The organism is Oscillibacter sp. MSJ-31 (genome assembly GCF_018918025.1).
Classification (GTDB): domain Bacteria; phylum Bacillota; class Clostridia; order Oscillospirales; family Oscillospiraceae; genus Hominicoprocola.
Genome location: NZ_JAHLPT010000005.1, coordinates 51,491 through 66,809, shown reverse-complemented (window position 1 = coordinate 66,809; position 15,319 = coordinate 51,491). Strand labels below are relative to the sequence as shown.

The window sequence follows — 15,319 nt, the reverse complement described above, 5'->3', positions numbered from 1 at the left end:
TGCACACTTTCGACCGCATCGCTTTCACTTCACAAGCACTTTTTTATCGACGTATGCCCGAATGAAATCAAAAATCACTTGCGTAATAGCGAGAGGCTCTTCGATATTGGGCGTATCGCTGAGCATCTTTTGAATTGCAAAGGAAACTGCTTGGAGAAGCTCGCTCGGACCCTTTCCTGAAATCGAGGCGAAAACATTGTCGGCGGCGATCTTCATATTGTCGTCGATGATTGCGGCATCGTCCTCGGAGACCGCACAAAGGGAGGAAATCTTTTTTTTTACGGCAACCGAGTCCGCCCGAGGAATACTCAAAAAAATCTCGCCCACCGCATTAAGACTACCGGCCGCGGTGAAGTATCCATCATCGCAAATGAAGTCCGCATCGGGGTGAGGGAATATTTTGCGCACGCAGTTCGCAAATTCAATGATTGAGCAAAAAAGAATATCCTGTAAAGAAAGGCAAAATGGAAAGCCACCTATCATAGACTGCTCGGCGGAATAATAATCACAGAGATCACCAAAATGCAATTCATCAACACCGGAAGGGACGTTGCTGACATCCCACTTGCCTATTGCAACACGATACGCAAGCAGCTGCTCGGCAGGCTTCATTCCAAAACGGCGAATAAATGCCTCTGTTTCCTTGCGTATCCTTATTGCGGCAACGTAGTTTGCGGCTATTTTCTCGAATTTTGACCGCGCCGAAGAACGGTCACGCCTGAGTTTCTCGGCATCGTAGGCTTCCTTCCAGCTGTAGAAGTCAGCGGCAGAGGAGATCGGCTCGCCGGTGAAGGTGTTCTTCAGGCCAGCGGCGCGGAAAAAGCGGGACCATTCTCCGTCCTGCCTCGTGCGCTCCTCTGCAACACCGGCGAAGCGCCCCTCCCGGTAAGCTGTTTCAACATCTCCCTCCGTCAGCGTGTCGCGCTGCATCGGGAGAAATTTGCCGCAATCGCAGAACAGGCGGGATGCCGGAACAAGTGAGCCGCAGGCAACGCAGGTCTTATACTCCCTCTCCCCTCCGGAGAACACATAACCGCAGTCACACTTGCGCTGAAGATACGGCACGATGCGGTGGCAGTCCGGACACTCATGAAAACGCTTCACTTTCACGCAATACTCCCCCTTTTCTTCGTTTTTATGGGATATTACCATAAGATTACATGAGAGCGGTGATAAAGTCAATCGAGAATATGGCAATATCCCATAAAATGAAGGAAGGCGGCGGTGCATGAAGGCGCTGGATTATGAGGGCAAGAGAAACGTATCGGGTGAGCGCGTGCGGCAGAAGCGCATAGAGCGGAAAATCACACAGGCCGAGCTTGCTGCGCGGGTCCAATGCGAGGGCGTCACGCTGGAACAGGACGCGATCAGCCGCATTGAGCTGGGGCAGAGAATGGTGCAGGACTATGAGCTGCGCGCCCTTGCAGAAGTGCTGGGCGCGAGCATGGATTGGCTGGCCGGAAAAGAATAAAAACGATGCCGCAGGTTGCCCTGCGGCATTTTGCATATAAAATTCAGGCTTGACATTCTTCTCTTTGTGCTGTAATACTAAAAGCCCAAACAAAGAGAAGGAGGCGTGAACATGAACGAGAGAGGACGCAGATTTTCGCACCTGTCATGGCACAATCGCTTGAAGATCGACAAGATGCTGAAGGAGGGCTACAAAGCGCAGGAGATCGCGGACGCACTTCATGTCCACAATTCTACAATCTATCGAGAGATCAAGCGCGGGTTGACCGTCCAGCGCACGTCTGAGCTGGTGGACCGCGAGGTATACTGCCCCGACACGGCGCAACGGAAATACGAAGAGAGCAAGAGCGTACACGGGCCGGACCTGAAAATCGGAAACGACCACGAGCTTGCTGCGTACATCGAGGACAAGATCCTCAACGGGCATTTTTCGCCCGCGGCGGCGCTTGCGAAAATCAACGAGGAAGGCAAGATCTTCTCCGTTACCATCAGCGAGTGGACGCTATACCGGTACATCGACAAGGGCGTATTCCTGAATATCACGAATAAGGACCTTCCGATGCACGGCGAGCACAAGAAAAACTACAAGAAAGTACACGCCAGCAGGCCGCCGGCGGGCGACAGCATCGAGGATCGACCGGAAGAGATCGACGAGCGCACCACCTTCGGGCATTAGGAGATGGATTGCGTCGTCTCGGCGCGCGGGTCCCTCAAGCGCCTGCTGGTGCTGACAGAGCGCCTCACACGGCGCGAGATCATCATGCTCATGCGAGACGGCAGCACCGCGAGCGTCGTGCGCGCCCTGGATAAGCTGGAGCGGAAGTGCGGCTCGCAGAGGTTCCGCAAGCTCTTCCGGACGATCACCGTGGACAACGGATCGGAGTTCGCAGACTGCGAAAGCATGGAGCGTTCCAGATACGGGAAGCACAGGCGAACGCACGTTTATTACTGCCATCCATACACAGCTTGCGAGCGCGGCTCCAACGAGAACGCGAACAGGCTGATTCGCCGCTGGCTTCCGAAGGGGACCTGCTTCGAGAAGCTGACAGACACAAAGGTCCGCGTCATAGAGACGTGGATGAACAGCTATCCGCGCGAGATCCTCGGCTGGAGAAGCGCTGGCAGTCTATTCGACGAGAACCTCAAAAAACTGGCTTGAAAAAAATTTTAGGCTTTTCTGCATTTCTCTATTGACTTTTCAGAGCCTATCGCAGATGCCCGCCGTGCGGCGGCACTGCCAGACAATGGCGTTGTACACCGGCTCACCGGTCGCCTTGTCCCACAGGATCGTCGTCTCACGCTGGTTCGTGATGCCGATGCCCGCGATGCGCGCGTCCGGCCCGAGCTTGCGGAGCGCCTGCGCGGCCACGCTGCGCTGGCTCTCCCAGAGCTCCAGCGGGTCGTGCTCGACCCAGCCGGGCTGCGGGTAGTGCTGGGGAAAGGTCTGCTGCGCCATCGCGGCGACGCGGCCACTGCGGTCAAAGAGAATGGCGCGGGAGCTGGTCGTGCCCTGGTCGAGCGCAAGGATGAAACTGCCCATAATTACCCCCTGTTATTTCCAAAAGCGATGTGGTATACTAAGGCGGCACAGTGAAAGCGGCGCCGCTGCCCCGAGATCACCCGTTTTTCGGATTATACCATACAAAGGAGCCTTGCGCTATGGAGAATCGAAAAGAATTTACCTTTCCCTCCGCCGACGGAAGGACGGCCATCCACGCGGTCGAATGGCACCCCGCAGGGGAGCCGGCCGGTGTTTTGCAGATCGCGCACGGCGTGGCGGAGTACGCGCTGCGCTACGAGCCGTTTGCGCGCTTTCTGAACGCGCACGGCTTCCTGGTCGTGGCGAACGACCACCTCGGCCACGGCGAGTCGGTCGCCGAGGGCGCGCCGCGGCTCTACTTCGGCGAAAAGGGCAGCTGGCAGCACGTCGTGGACGATATGTACACGCTCCGCTGCCGGACCGGCGAAGCCTATCCGGAGCTGCCGTACTTTATCATGGGTCACTCCATGGGCTCGTTCCTCACGCGCACCTACCTCATCCGCTATCCCGGCATGGTCAAGGGCGCGATCCTGATGGGCACGGGGCAGAATCCCGACGCGATGCTCGTCGGCGGCAAGGCGCTCGCAAGCGTACTGGCAAGGAAGGTCGGGCGCGAGAACGCGAGCGACGTCGTGGAAAAGCTCGCCTTCGGCGCCTACAACAAGGCCTTCGCGCCTAACCGCACGGGCTACGACTGGCTGAGCGTGAGCGAGGAAAACGTGGACGCCTACATCGCCGATCCGCTCTGCGGCGGCATGGCGAGCACGGGGCTGTTCCTCGAGCTGCTTGACGGCATGGCGTTCATCAAGAAGCCCGCCAACCTGCGGCACATGAACATGGCGACGCCCGTGCTCTTCATCTCCGGCGACCGCGACCCCGTGGGCGGCATGGGCAAGGGCGTGCGCGCGGCTTACGATAGCTTCCGCCGCGCCGGTGTGCGCGACGCGGAGCTGAAGCTCTATCCCGGCCTGCGCCACGAGATATTGAACGAGGACTGCCGCGCGCAGGTCTACGACGATCTGTGGGAGTGGATCGAGCGGCATAACGGTTAAACGAAAAGCGCGGGCGCAGCCCACGCTTTTTTCTATGCCGTCCGGTATTTCCGCCGCAGGCGGCTCGGGGCGAGCAGATCAATGTCGCCCCAGCGCAGCAGCACGCCGGTGCTCCACAGCGCGTCGATGCCGAGGCAGAGCAGCACGGTGTTCGTCACGGCGGACGGAATGCCGGCGGCGAGAGCCGCCAGCGCGGGCTGCACGAGGCGCACGGCGAGCGCACCGAGCACGCCCCACGCGAGCGAGAACGGCAGACAGATACGGCCGTTGACGTCCGTTTTTGTCGCGCTGTAGTCCCAGAAGCGCACGCCGAGCACGGCGTCGCAGAAAAGATGGACGGCGTATTCCGCCGTCGTTGCGGTGATGCTGCAGAGCAGCGCGAGCTCCCAGAGCGGGCCGATGCGATCCGCGCCCAGCGCGAGCACGGCGCACATTGCAAGACCGTACACGGGGCAGACGGGCGCGAGCAGAAAGCCCTTCCGCACGCGGTGCTCCGCGTGCGTGAGAGCCGCGAAGAGCTTTTCGAGCAGATAGCCCAAAAAGCCGTAGCCGAGAAAATACCAGAAATACGCCATCGCGTCCGTTCACCTCCTGCACCGCAGTTTGCCCGCTCGAAACGGAAAAATGCGCCGCCGCGGCGTTGCAAAGAATGGAAAAACGTGATACCATAGGCGGCAGAAGAAAAAGAGGGAGGACGAGCTATGGCGGACCGTTGGGAGGAACTGGAAAAGCGCTGTCAGGACTGCCGCGAGTGCTCGCTGTGCGAAACGAGGACGAATGTGGTCTTCGGCGACGGCAGCCGCACGGCGGAGATAATGTTCGTCGGCGAGGGTCCCGGCGCGCACGAGGACGAGCAGGGCGTGCCCTTTGTCGGCAAGGCGGGGCAGCTGCTCGACGATATGCTCGCCATCATCGGCCTTGACCGCACGATGGTCTACATCGCGAACATCGTCAAGTGCCGCCCGCCGCAGAACCGCGATCCGCTCGGCGTGGAGCAGGACGCCTGCATCGGCTATCTGCGCGAGCAGGTGACGCTGCTGCGCCCGAAGCTGATCGTCTGCCTCGGCCGCATCGCGGCGATGCGCCTGATCCGCGAGGACTTCAAGATCACGCGCGAGCATGGGCAGTGGGTGAAAAAGGGCGGCTTTGAGCTCATGGCGATGTACCACCCCGCGGCGCTGCTGCGCGATCCCGCGCGGCGGCCCGACGCCTTCGAGGACCTGATGAGCCTGCGCGAAAAGGTCCGCGCGGTGTGCGAGCACACGCCGCTGCCGGAAAAGCTGTGAGAATGAGAAGAAAAAGCGAGGCGTGTCAAGCCTCGCTTTTCGTTTCTTCCTTGACCGTTCCGTCGGCCTTGGCCAGCAGAAAGACCGCCAGCAGGATGCAGAAAATGCCGATGCCCAGCCGCACGGTCAGCACCTCGTGGTAGACGAGGATGCCGATGACCACGCTCGTGAGCGGCTCGAAGGTCGAGAGCATGGACGCGCTCTGCGCGCCGATGAAGCGGTTGCCGAGCTGGAACAGTAGCGACGCCGCGGTGGACACGCAGCAGTAGAGCGCGAGCGCGCCGCGCGTGAAGGCGGTGGAGGGCCAGACGAATTCGCCCATCGCGAGCGTGATGCCGCCGACGAGCACGGCGGAAAAGACGCACAGCCAGAAGGCGAGCTTGAACGGCGCCATCGTCACCAGCCCGCTGGAGTTGAGATGCACGATGTAGTATGCCCACGCCACGCCCGAGGCGAGCGCGAGGAATACGCCGTAGGCGCTCACATCGCCGCCGGGGGTGTAGAAGCACAGAATGCCGGCAAAGCACAGCGCGCAGCAGACGAGCTTGCGGCGGTTCGCCCTTTCGTAGCGGAAGGCGATGCAGGCGACGACCACCAGCACGGGATAGACGAAGTGCAGCGTGGTGGCAAGGCCCGAGGCGAGGTAGTTATAGGACGCAAAGAGCAGCGGACCGATGAGCCCGTAGCCGATGCAGCAGATCAGGATGTCCTTGAGCTCCTGCCGGTTCAGGCGCAGCTTTTCGCGCACGCTGCCGCTTCCGCTGCATACAAGAAGAATGAAAAAGATCACGATGCCGGCGGCAAGACGGGCGAAGGTCTGCGTGAGCGAATTGCAGCCGCCGACGTTGATGGTTTTGGAAAAGAGCGGGTTCAGACCGTAGAGGACCGCGGACAGAACGGTCAGAAAAATTCCCCTTGCCTGCATGGCTTTTGCCTCCGTTTTTCTTGCTGTTATTGGGGCATTATACGACGCGGAAAGGGGAAAAGCAACGGGTTGTTAACAAGTTAAAGTGACATTTTTCATCGGCGCGGAGCCGTCAAAGCCACGGCGCGAGCGCCGCGCGCCAGCGCTCTGTGAGCGCCTGCACGGACGAGCGCGCGTTGGCGGGACTGGTGGAGGGCAGAGCCTCCGCCTTTCCCCATACGGCCTCGTCATACCGGCGGTAAAAGCGGTAGGCGGTGCCGCCGTTGCAGAAGATGCGGCGGACCGGCGCGGCGTCCAGAATGCGCGAGAGGTCGTTCGGCGCCACGTTCGTGATGCTCGCGTCAGACGAGCCGGCAATGTCGCAGGAGGCGATGACGTCCCACAGCGCGACGCCATGGCGCAGGAGCAGGGACTTCTTTTCCGCCGCCGTCTGCGGCGCCTCCTCGCCGAGCACGGCGGCGAGCACACGCCAGAAGCGGTTTTGCGGATGGCCGTAGAAAAACGCCGCCTCGCGCGACTTCACCGAGGGAAAGGAGCCGAGGATCAATATTCTGCTGTTTTCGTCGTATACCGGTGCGATGGTGTGGAGCTGCGGCTGCTTTTCCATGACGGTCCCTCCCTGCTTTCTCGCGGCTATCGTACCACGGCGGCGGAGAAAAAACAAGCGGGCGCGGCGGAAATCACCGGAGGAGGGGCGAGAGCCCCTCCTCCTTTCAAACGAGCGGCAAGGCAAGGTCATGCCGCCGCGCGTCTGAAGGTATCATGTGCGGAAATCCGCAAAAAATACGCTTTGCCATTTCCACAGGATGTGCTACAATAGGTTCATTCTTATCTTTTGCCCGCGGGAGGAGCCGCCATGCAGCCTTTGGCACATTTCAAGACCATCACGCATCATCGGCACCTGGTGTGCAGATACTGCTTTCGTCTCGGCCTTTACCGGCAGGGACTGCTGCACGACCTGAGCAAGTACGCGCCCTGCGAGTTCTGGCGCGGCGCGAAATATTACCAGGGCTACCGCAGTCCGAACGACGCCGAGCGCAAGCGGAACGGCGTGAGCCTTGCCTGGCTGCACCACAAGGGACGCAACCGCCATCACTTCGAGTATTGGATCGACTACTGCATCGGGGAGGACGGAAAGCCCTACATGGGCGGGTGCAAAATGCCGCTGCGCTACGTCGCCGAGATGTTCTGCGACCGCATCGCGGCGTGCAGGACCTACCTCAAGGACAAGTACACCGACGCCGCGCCGTATGACTACTATATCCGCTCGAAGAGCCATATCCTCATCCACCCCGAGACGAGCGACGCCATCGAGGCGATGCTGCGCGTGCTCCGCGACGAGGGCGAGGACGCCGCGTTCGCCTACGTTCGCGGCCTGCTGCGGGAGGAAAAGGAAAGAAAATAGGCAAAAACCGCTTTTTCCGCGTTTTCTCCCTTGCATTTTCTCGTTTACAGGAGTAAACTATTTATCGAATTTTGCAATAGGACGGACACAACTGCTATGAGCCACCCCTACAAAACGAGGTCGGGCGGGGCGACGGTCACCATTTTTGTGCCGTATGACTGCCGCAACCACTGCCCTTTCTGTATCAATAAAAAGGAATATGCCGACTGCACCGGCTTCAGCGTCGAGGCGATTCTGAGGTCCATTGCCGTGATGGACGCCATCACGCCGGAATGCGACTTCGTTTTCACCGGCGGTGAGCCGTTCGCCCAGCTGGGCGACCTGCAGCGGATGCTCGACGCGATCCCCGGGACGCACAAGGTGTATATCAACACCACGTTCCCCGTGCAGCCCGGCTGCAGCGCGGAGGAGATGATCGACTTCACCCGCCGCAACGCGGACAAGATCACCTGCATCAACGTTTCGCGCCATCTGCAGCGCTACGTCGAGGAATCGCCCGACGAGGTCGTGGCCGCTATCGCCACGCCCAAGCGCATCAACTGCGTGCTCTACAAGAACTATCCCGCGGACAAGCTCACGGAGTATGTCGAGCGCTGGCGGAAGTACAACATTCCCATCCAGTTTCGTTACGACTACACCGAGACCACGCCCGAGAACCTCTATGAGGAGGAGCACGACAAAATTTTGCAGGACCTCAAAAAGCAGTTCACCTATAGGGGACTCGACGGCTGCCGGATGCGCAACGGCTTCCATTTTGAGTACAAGGGCCTGCACATGACCTACCATAAGACCCTGCCCTATTCCACCATCGTGGAGACCGGCGAGGACGGCGTGACCTACGACATTCTCTACGACATTCTCATCAAGCAGAACGGCGACCTGCACTCCGACTGGACGAATGTGCCGCTCGATGTGGAGAAGTACCGCAGGGTCGTCTTTGAACCTTATGACCTCAAGGTCCTTGACGGCACCGTTGATTTCTGAGACCGGATGAAAAAGCTCCGACCGTGAAAACGGCCGGAGCTTTTTTGCGTGAAAATGGGCTTACCGCGGCGGCTGTGCCGTAACGGCGTCCCGCCGCATCTCGCGCAGCACGGGCACACTGACGCACAGCGAGGCGGCGAGGAAGAAGACAAGGCCGATCATGCGGTTGACGCTGATGGTCTCGCGGAAGCAGACCACCGCCAGAAGCGTTGCCAGAACGGGCTTGATCAGATAGACGAAGGAGGCCTCGGTCGCGGAGGTGTATTCCGTGATCTTGGCGGTGAGCAGAAAGCCGATGGCGGCGCAGAAGATGCCGACGTAGCACAGCAGCAGCGCGGACCTGAGCGTGAAGCCGGTGAAGAACGGCACGTCGGCGAAAATGTCCAGCCCGAGGCTGCAGTAGAGCGCGCCGACGGCGGGGATGTGACCGAGCAGCAGGAGCGCGAGCAGCTCCAGCCCGCCGAGGACCATGTTGAAGGTCGTGATGACCAGCCCGCCGAGCCGTGGGATGCGCAGCTTGCAGAGTGTGCCGTACATGGCGAAGAGAACGGTCGCCGTGAGGATCTCCGCGAAGCCGCGCGGACTGACCTCGAGCTTCGCGGGGTTGAGAATGAAGAGGATGCCGATCAGCTCGATGCCGATGGCAATGAGGTGGTTCCGTTTCAGCGGCTCGTGCAGGATCAGGTGCGCGGCGGCGAGGGCAAAGACGGGGTTGCCGGAGTAGATGATGGAGGTCGCCGAGGCGTCCATGTGCAGCACGGCCATCTGGAGCAGCGACATGTGCAGCGTGACCGTCAGAAAGCCGAGCAGGGCAAAGTAGCTCCAGTCGGAGCGGGTGAGGCGAATGGCGTTCCGCCGCAGGCTGCGCAGGGCAAAGGGCAGCAGAAAGAGCGCGCCGATGAGCACGCGCTCGACCGTGATCTGCATGGGCACGAAGACGCCGCCGAGCCCCTTGAGCGCGACCTCGGTGGTGGAGTAGATCATGGCGGCGAGCAGAATATAAAGATAACCGCGCTTCCGGTTCATGGCGTCGTTCCTCCGTTTCCTGTGATGGAGCACCGCCCATTGTATGCCCGCACTCCGAAAAAAGCAAGAAAGAAGTGCTGCTTCCCGTGGGAAACAGCACTTCTTTTGGTATGCGTTTGAAGGCGAGGGTGCTTGCCTTACTTGACGGCGGTCTTCTTGCTCTCCCACTTGGTGACGCAGAGCGCGCAGGACATGTCGCCGGTGATGTTCAGGCAGGTGCGGCCCATGTCGAACAGACGGTCCACGCCGTAGATGATCATGATCATATCGACGGGGATGTTCATGGCCTGGAGCACCATAGCCAGCATGATCATGCCCGCGCCGGGCGTGCCGGCGGTGCCGATGGAGGCGAGGGTCGCGGTGACAACGATGGTGACCATCTGGCCGAGGGTCAGCGTCATGCCGCAGCAGGTGGCGAGGAAAATGGTGGCGACGCACTGGTAGATGGCGGTGCCGTCCATGTTGATGGTCGCACCGAGGGGGATAACAAAGGAGGAAATATCATTCTCCGCGCCGAGGTCCTCGGAGCACTCCATGCTCAGGGGAATGGTCGCGGCGGAGGAGGTGGAGGTGAAGGCGAAGATCATCGCGGGGGACGCCTTCTTGAAGAAGGTGATGGGATTGATGCCCGCGAACGCCTTGGCGGAGACGGAGTAGCAGAGGACCGCGTGGACGATGTAGCCAAGGTAGGCGCAGCCGAGGACGATGCCGAGGGAGCCGAGGATCTCGGGGCCCTGCGTGGCGACGACCCATGCCATCATGGTAAACACGCCGATGGGGCTGAGGGAGATGATGAACGCCATCACGCGCTCGATGACCGCATAGAGGGTGGAGACCATGTCCTGCGCGAGCTTGCCCTTTTCACCCGCGGCGAGGATACCGCCGCCGAGAAAAATGGCGATGACGATGACCTGCAGCATATTGGCGGTGCGGAAGGATTCCCACATATTGCTGGGGAAGATGCCGATGAGGGTATCCATGAAGTTTGCGCTGGTGGCCTTCTCCCAAACCTGACCGTCAACCAGCTGGAGGGTGGGGAAGAGGCCGGCGTTGTTGAAGATGTTGGCGAACACAAGGCCGATGACGCAGGCGACGGCGGTGGTGACCAGGAAGTACGCGACGGTCTTCCAGCCGACGGAGCCGACCTTCTTCATGTCGCCCATGGAGATGATGCCGTCGATCATGGACAGCAGGACAACGGGAACGACGATGAACTTGAGGAGGTTAACGAAGATGGTGCCGAAGGGCTTGAGGTAGTTGGTCGTGATCTCGGGCTTGCCCATAAAGTAGAAGGCAAGGCCGACCACGATACCGAGCAGCAGAGCAATGAAGATCTGTGCCGGCAGACTGAGCTTTTTCTTTTCCATAATATACACTCTCTCCTAAAATTTCTCCTATAAACGACAGCTTATAGATGCGATTTATAAGAGTTTTTACATTCTACCGCATCTGAACATATTTTGCAAGACCAGGCGCAGGAAAACTTTCATTTTGAGCAATTTCGACAAGGCTATCCGAAAAAGCGGGAAGCGAATGCGGAAAAATATTTTTGCGTGACCACTTGCAATGTGCGCCGCTTTTTTGTAGGATGTAAAAAGAAACCGAAAGAAGGAACGGAAAACGGTATGAGAGTCATCACCGGCTCGGCGCGCGGGCGCCGGCTGAATGAATTAAAGGGTTATGATACCCGCCCGACCACCGACAAGGTCAAGGAGGGCATTTTCTCCGCCATCCAGTTCGAGGTGGAGGGCGCGCGCGTGCTCGACCTCTTCGCGGGGACGGGACAGCTCGGCATCGAGGCGCTTTCGCGCGGCGCGCAGCGCGCCGTGTTCGTGGACCGGCGCACCGACGCGGTGAAGCTCATCCGTGAGAATCTGGCGCTCACGCGGCTGGAGGACGGCGCGCAGGTCGTCTGCGGCGACTCGATGGCCTATCTCAATGCCCTGCGTGAGAAATTCGACCTCATTTTCCTCGACCCGCCCTACGCGGACGATCTGCTCGAGCGCGCCGTCGCGCACATCGCGCGGTTTGACATTCTTGCGCCCGATGGTATAATGATCGCGGAGAGTCCGGCGGAAAAGGAGCTGCCCAAGCTCTGCGTGCCCTACCGCGTCGCGCGCGAGTACCGCTACGGCAGAATCAAGGTCACGCTTTACCGCCGCGATGGGGAGGAGACGACATGAGAGAGGAACGCATCGCCGTGTTTCCCGGCAGCTTCGACCCCGTGACGCTCGGCCACATGGATATTATCGAGCGCGCGGCGCAGCTCTTTGACCGCGTGTACGTCGCCATCGTGCCGAACGGCGAAAAGACGCACCCGATGTTCACGGACAGGGAGAAGCTGGAGCTGATGCGCGTGAGCATCGCACCGCTCGGCAACGTCGAGGCGGCGCTGTGGAACGGACTGCTGACGGACTTTGCCGCGCAGAAGGGCGCGCGCTTTCTCGTGCGCGGCGCGCGGAACAGTATGGATTTCGATGCGGAGTATCAGCTCTCGCTCATTTATAAGGATGTGTCCGGCGGCGCGCTCGACACGGTGCTTTTGTGCGCCGAGCCCGCGCACCAGCACATTTCATCGACCATGGCGCGCGAGATGGTGAAGTATCATCAGCCGCTCGAGAAGTATTTGCCGGCTGCGGCCGCGGCTCGGATAAGAGGAAAGGATAGGGGATAACGATGGCTGAAGAGAATGTACAGAAGCTGCTGGATATGCTGTATGAGATGATCGACGAGGCGAAGAACGCGCCGCTGTCGAACGACAAGTGCGTGCTCAACCGCGACGAGGCGCTCGACCTGCTCGACGAGATCCGCGCGCAGATGCCGGTGGAGCTCAAGCGCGCGCAGGAGCTCGTCCGCGCCCGCGACGAGTATGTGGAGGCTGCCAAGCGCGACGTCGAGCGCATGATGCAGAAGGCGGAATTCGAGGCCAAGAGCAAGGTCTCCGAGAGCGAGGTGCTCACCGCTGCGCGCGCCAAGGGCCACGACATCGTCACCCGTGCCGAGGAGCGCTCGCGCGAGATGTACCGCGTGGCGAACGACTACTCCGAGGATGTTCTGCGCCGCACGGAGGAGGCGGTCCAGATGGCGCTTGACGAGGTCAAGCAGACGCGCGTGCGCTTCCGCGCCGCGTCCAACGAGCAGATGCAGCGCCGCCGCGAGGAGCTGAACAAGTCTTTGGAGAAAAACGACAAAGAGGACAAGTAAAATTCGTTACATCTGACAAAGGCTTTTCGAGCGTTTTTTAATTTGAACATATTTTGCGATAAAGGTAAAACGCGCCACAAGATATTGTGGCGCGTTTTTTCGCACCCTTTCGACAATAAAACGCGCGTTTGAGTTCCGGCGGAAAACGCTGGAAGAATTTGGCAGAAAAGGGCGTGAAAGCCCTGAAAACAAAGAAAATTTCTGCTTGCATTTCAAAAGCGTTTTATGTATACTCAAAATACGAAGTGGGGGAAAGTGGTGCCAAGTGTGCAAAAGTGGTGCTGCTGACCCAAAAGTGCAGGAGAGTGGAGCCGAGCGACTTCCCCGAAAAAAGAGGGAGCCGCTGCTTTGCCCTCTTCACAGCAGCTTCAAGGATCGCCGAAAGGGGGAAGCGCTTTGACCGGCCAGTATCAGCACAGCATCGACGCCAAGGGCAGAGTGTTCATCCCCGCAAAGCTCCGCGAGGAGCTGGGCGAGACCTTTTATGTCACCATGGGCATGGACTCCTGCCTGAGCGTCTATTCCGACGCGAGCTGGGCGAAGTTCACCGAGAAGTTCGAGAGCCTGCCCTACACCAAGACCAAGGCCATGCGTCCGCTGTTCGCCAATGCCGCCAAGTGCGAGCCGGACAGCCAGGGCCGCATCCTGCTGCCGCAGAAGCTGCGCGCCTACGCGGGGCTGGACAAGGACGTGGTCATCATCGGTGTATCGAACCGCGCCGAGATCTGGAACGCGGAGCGCTGGGCTGCGCTGGAGGCCGAGGAGCTCAACCCCGAGAACCTCGCCGCCGTGATGGAGGAGCTGGGCTTCTGAGATGGAAGAGATCAACTACGGCCACAAGCCGGTGCTGCTGCACGAATGTCTGGACGCGCTTGCCATCAAGCCGGACGGCGTTTACCTCGACGGAACGCTGGGCCGCGCGGGCCACTCGCTGGAGATCGTCCGCCGCCTGACGGCGGGAGGACGGCTCATTGCCCTCGATCGCGACGAGACCGCCATCGAGGCAGCGCAGCGGCGGCTCGCGGACTATATGGACCGCGTGACACTGGTACACTCCAACTTCAGCGCACTCGACGACGTGCTGCGTGAGCTGGGCGTCCGCGGTGTGGACGGGATGCTCTTTGACCTCGGCGTTTCCTCGCCGCAGCTCGACGATGCCGCGCGCGGCTTTTCCTACAAGCAGGACGCGCCGCTCGATATGCGTATGGACGAGAGCGCGCCCTACACCGCGCGCGAGCTGGTCAATACCGTCAGCTACGAGGAGCTCAAGCGCATCCTCTACGAATACGGCGAGGAGCGCTACGCGCCCGCCATCGCGAAGAAGATCTGCGCGTACCGCGCGGAAAAGCCCATCGAAACCACGCTGGAGCTGGCGGATCTCATCCGCTCGGCGATGCCCGCCGCGGCGCTGCGCGAAAAGCAGCATCCCGCCAAGCGGAGCTTTCAGGCCATTCGCATCGCGGTCAATGACGAGCTCGGCGAGCTTCCGCCGATGCTCCGCGCCGCCGAGAAGAATCTCAAGCCGGGCGGGCGGCTCGCGGTCATCACCTTCCATTCGCTCGAGGATCGCATCGTCAAGCGCGAGCTGCAAGCGCTCGCCACGGGCTGCACCTGTCCGCCGGAGTTTCCGGTGTGCGTGTGCGGCAAGAAGCCCAAAATGAAGCTCATCACCCGCAAGCCCATCGTTTCGGGCGAGGAAGAGCTGAATGAAAATCCCCGCGCCCGCAGCGCCAAGCTGCGTGTGGCGGAAAAATGCTGAGAAAGCAAATCTTTCACGAAGGAGAGCGCTATGGCACGCACGAGCCGCAGACAACCGAATAGCTACCGCGGCGGACGTGTGGTCGGCAATCTCGCCTACGATGAGCGCTACGCCGAGCGGCGTGCGCCGCGCCGCGAGAGCGAGCAGCGGGAGCAGCCGCGCGAGGAATTCATCCGTCCGCCGCGCCGCCGGGAAAAGAAGGCCGTCCGTCCGCGCGTGCGCGAGCGGCAGAGAGTCTCCGGCGTGCTGGTGCTCGGCTTTGCCGCGCTGGCCGCGATGGTTGTGGTCGTGCTGATGAGCTACGCGCAGCTCACGAGCATTTCCGCCGACGTGGTCTCGATGCAGAAGGAGCTCAAGACGCTCGACGCCGAGCACGTCGCGCTGCTCACGCAGTACGAGCGCACCTTTGATCTCGAAACGGTCAAGGCGGCGGCGGCCGCCGCGGGCATGAACAAGCCCAGCTCCTCGCAGATCAATTACATCGACCTTTCCGCGCCGGACAGCGTGGAGCTTTGCGAAGCACAGAACGTCAGCGTGCTCAGCCGCGTGTTCACCTCGCTGGGGCGGGGCGTTTTCAGCGTGGTGGAATATTTCAGTTGAGCGAAGCCTATACATAAGGAGTAAGGAGCTTCCTTACTCCTTGTTTTGCCATTATGCCCCTTGCCGTA

At 60.3% G+C, this 15,319-nt stretch carries 19 protein-coding genes and 1 pseudogene; 13 read left to right on the top strand and 7 right to left on the bottom strand.

Annotated elements, in window-relative coordinates; genetic code table 11:
* Positions 1–24: 24 nt before the first annotated feature.
* Positions 25–1,110 carry a hypothetical protein gene (locus tag KQI17_RS05715; RefSeq protein WP_216495247.1) on the bottom strand — a complete coding sequence of 362 codons (1,086 nt, stop codon included), beginning with the start codon at positions 1,108–1,110 and terminating at the stop codon, positions 25–27.
* A 118-nt stretch (positions 1,111–1,228) separates the two neighbouring features.
* Here KQI17_RS05715 and KQI17_RS05710 point away from each other — a divergent pair, with 118 nt between their 5' ends.
* The 3 genes from KQI17_RS05710 to KQI17_RS13855 all read left to right on the top strand — a co-directional run bounded on the left by KQI17_RS05710 (position 1,229) and on the right by KQI17_RS13855 (position 2,629).
* The gene (locus KQI17_RS05710; protein WP_216495246.1) at positions 1,229–1,471 is read left to right on the top strand and encodes a helix-turn-helix domain-containing protein; all 243 of its coding nucleotides are present in this window, start codon (positions 1,229–1,231) and stop codon (positions 1,469–1,471) included.
* 111 nt (positions 1,472–1,582) lie between these two features.
* On the top strand, positions 1,583–2,146 hold the full coding sequence (locus KQI17_RS13860; protein WP_371821964.1) for a transposase: 564 nt from the start codon (positions 1,583–1,585) through the stop codon (positions 2,144–2,146).
* Positions 2,147–2,149: 3 nt separating this feature from the next.
* Positions 2,150–2,629, top strand: coding sequence for an IS30 family transposase (locus KQI17_RS13855; RefSeq protein WP_371821963.1), 480 nt, complete (start codon positions 2,150–2,152; stop codon positions 2,627–2,629).
* 42 nt (positions 2,630–2,671) lie between these two features.
* Here the strand turns inward: KQI17_RS13855 and KQI17_RS05700 are convergent.
* Positions 2,672–3,010, bottom strand: a pseudogene (locus KQI17_RS05700) (FGGY family carbohydrate kinase); the annotation flags it as partial.
* A gap of 119 nt (positions 3,011–3,129) precedes the next feature.
* On the opposite strand from KQI17_RS05700, the gene KQI17_RS05695 reads away from it, so the two are divergent.
* Positions 3,130–4,062: an alpha/beta hydrolase gene (locus KQI17_RS05695; RefSeq protein WP_216495243.1), complete on the top strand. Its 933-nt coding sequence runs from the start codon at positions 3,130–3,132 to the stop codon at positions 4,060–4,062.
* A gap of 32 nt (positions 4,063–4,094) precedes the next feature.
* Here KQI17_RS05695 and KQI17_RS05690 read toward each other — a convergent pair whose 3' ends face one another.
* Positions 4,095–4,637: a putative ABC transporter permease gene (locus tag KQI17_RS05690; protein ID WP_216495242.1), complete on the bottom strand. Its 543-nt coding sequence runs from the start codon at positions 4,635–4,637 to the stop codon at positions 4,095–4,097.
* A gap of 126 nt (positions 4,638–4,763) precedes the next feature.
* Between KQI17_RS05690 and KQI17_RS05685 the strand changes: the two genes are divergently transcribed.
* Positions 4,764–5,348 (top strand): uracil-DNA glycosylase family protein, encoded by a 585-nt coding sequence (locus KQI17_RS05685; protein ID WP_216495240.1) that lies wholly within the window; start codon positions 4,764–4,766, stop codon positions 5,346–5,348.
* A 25-nt stretch (positions 5,349–5,373) separates the two neighbouring features.
* Here KQI17_RS05685 and KQI17_RS05680 read toward each other — a convergent pair whose 3' ends face one another.
* Complete coding sequence (locus tag KQI17_RS05680; protein ID WP_216495238.1) at positions 5,374–6,273, bottom strand: DMT family transporter; 900 nt, start codon at positions 6,271–6,273, stop codon at positions 5,374–5,376.
* 112 nt (positions 6,274–6,385) lie between these two features.
* Positions 6,386–6,880: a DNA-deoxyinosine glycosylase gene (locus tag KQI17_RS05675; protein ID WP_216495236.1), complete on the bottom strand. Its 495-nt coding sequence runs from the start codon at positions 6,878–6,880 to the stop codon at positions 6,386–6,388.
* A gap of 249 nt (positions 6,881–7,129) precedes the next feature.
* On the opposite strand from KQI17_RS05675, the gene KQI17_RS05670 reads away from it, so the two are divergent.
* Both KQI17_RS05670 and KQI17_RS05665 read left to right on the top strand, forming a co-directional pair.
* Positions 7,130–7,678 carry a DUF5662 family protein gene (locus KQI17_RS05670; RefSeq protein WP_216495235.1) on the top strand — a complete coding sequence of 183 codons (549 nt, stop codon included), beginning with the start codon at positions 7,130–7,132 and terminating at the stop codon, positions 7,676–7,678.
* A 96-nt stretch (positions 7,679–7,774) separates the two neighbouring features.
* Positions 7,775–8,662 (top strand): 4Fe-4S cluster-binding domain-containing protein, encoded by an 888-nt coding sequence (locus KQI17_RS05665; RefSeq protein WP_216495233.1) that lies wholly within the window; start codon positions 7,775–7,777, stop codon positions 8,660–8,662.
* Positions 8,663–8,722: 60 nt separating this feature from the next.
* Here KQI17_RS05665 and KQI17_RS05660 read toward each other — a convergent pair whose 3' ends face one another.
* Together KQI17_RS05660 and KQI17_RS05655 are read right to left on the bottom strand one after the other, a co-directional pair.
* Positions 8,723–9,688, bottom strand: a complete 966-nt coding sequence (locus KQI17_RS05660; protein ID WP_216495232.1) for a DMT family transporter — start codon at positions 9,686–9,688, stop codon at positions 8,723–8,725.
* A 137-nt stretch (positions 9,689–9,825) separates the two neighbouring features.
* On the bottom strand, positions 9,826–11,055 hold the full coding sequence (locus KQI17_RS05655; RefSeq protein WP_216495231.1) for a dicarboxylate/amino acid:cation symporter: 1,230 nt from the start codon (positions 11,053–11,055) through the stop codon (positions 9,826–9,828).
* A gap of 258 nt (positions 11,056–11,313) precedes the next feature.
* Between KQI17_RS05655 and rsmD the strand changes: the two genes are divergently transcribed.
* The 6 genes from rsmD (at position 11,314) to KQI17_RS05625 (ending at position 15,251) form a co-directional block, all read left to right on the top strand.
* Positions 11,314–11,871 (top strand): 16S rRNA (guanine(966)-N(2))-methyltransferase RsmD, encoded by a 558-nt coding sequence (rsmD, locus tag KQI17_RS05650; RefSeq protein ID WP_216495230.1) that lies wholly within the window; start codon positions 11,314–11,316, stop codon positions 11,869–11,871.
* Positions 11,868–12,362 (top strand): pantetheine-phosphate adenylyltransferase, encoded by a 495-nt coding sequence (gene coaD / locus KQI17_RS05645; protein WP_216495229.1) that lies wholly within the window; start codon positions 11,868–11,870, stop codon positions 12,360–12,362. Before rsmD ends, coaD begins: the two co-directional genes overlap by 4 nt.
* 2 nt (positions 12,363–12,364) lie before the next feature.
* Entirely contained in the window at positions 12,365–12,892 is a 528-nt protein-coding gene (locus KQI17_RS05640) for a hypothetical protein (protein WP_022019081.1), read from the top strand.
* Positions 12,893–13,288: 396 nt separating this feature from the next.
* Entirely contained in the window at positions 13,289–13,705 is a 417-nt protein-coding gene (gene mraZ, locus KQI17_RS05635) for a division/cell wall cluster transcriptional repressor MraZ (RefSeq protein WP_022019080.1), read from the top strand.
* Between the two features lie 10 nt (positions 13,706–13,715).
* Positions 13,716–14,651 carry a 16S rRNA (cytosine(1402)-N(4))-methyltransferase RsmH gene (gene rsmH, locus KQI17_RS05630; RefSeq protein WP_371821968.1) on the top strand — a complete coding sequence of 312 codons (936 nt, stop codon included), beginning with the start codon at positions 13,716–13,718 and terminating at the stop codon, positions 14,649–14,651.
* Between the two features lie 30 nt (positions 14,652–14,681).
* Positions 14,682–15,251, top strand: coding sequence for a hypothetical protein (locus KQI17_RS05625; protein WP_216495225.1), 570 nt, complete (start codon positions 14,682–14,684; stop codon positions 15,249–15,251).
* Positions 15,252–15,319: the final 68 nt, after the last annotated feature.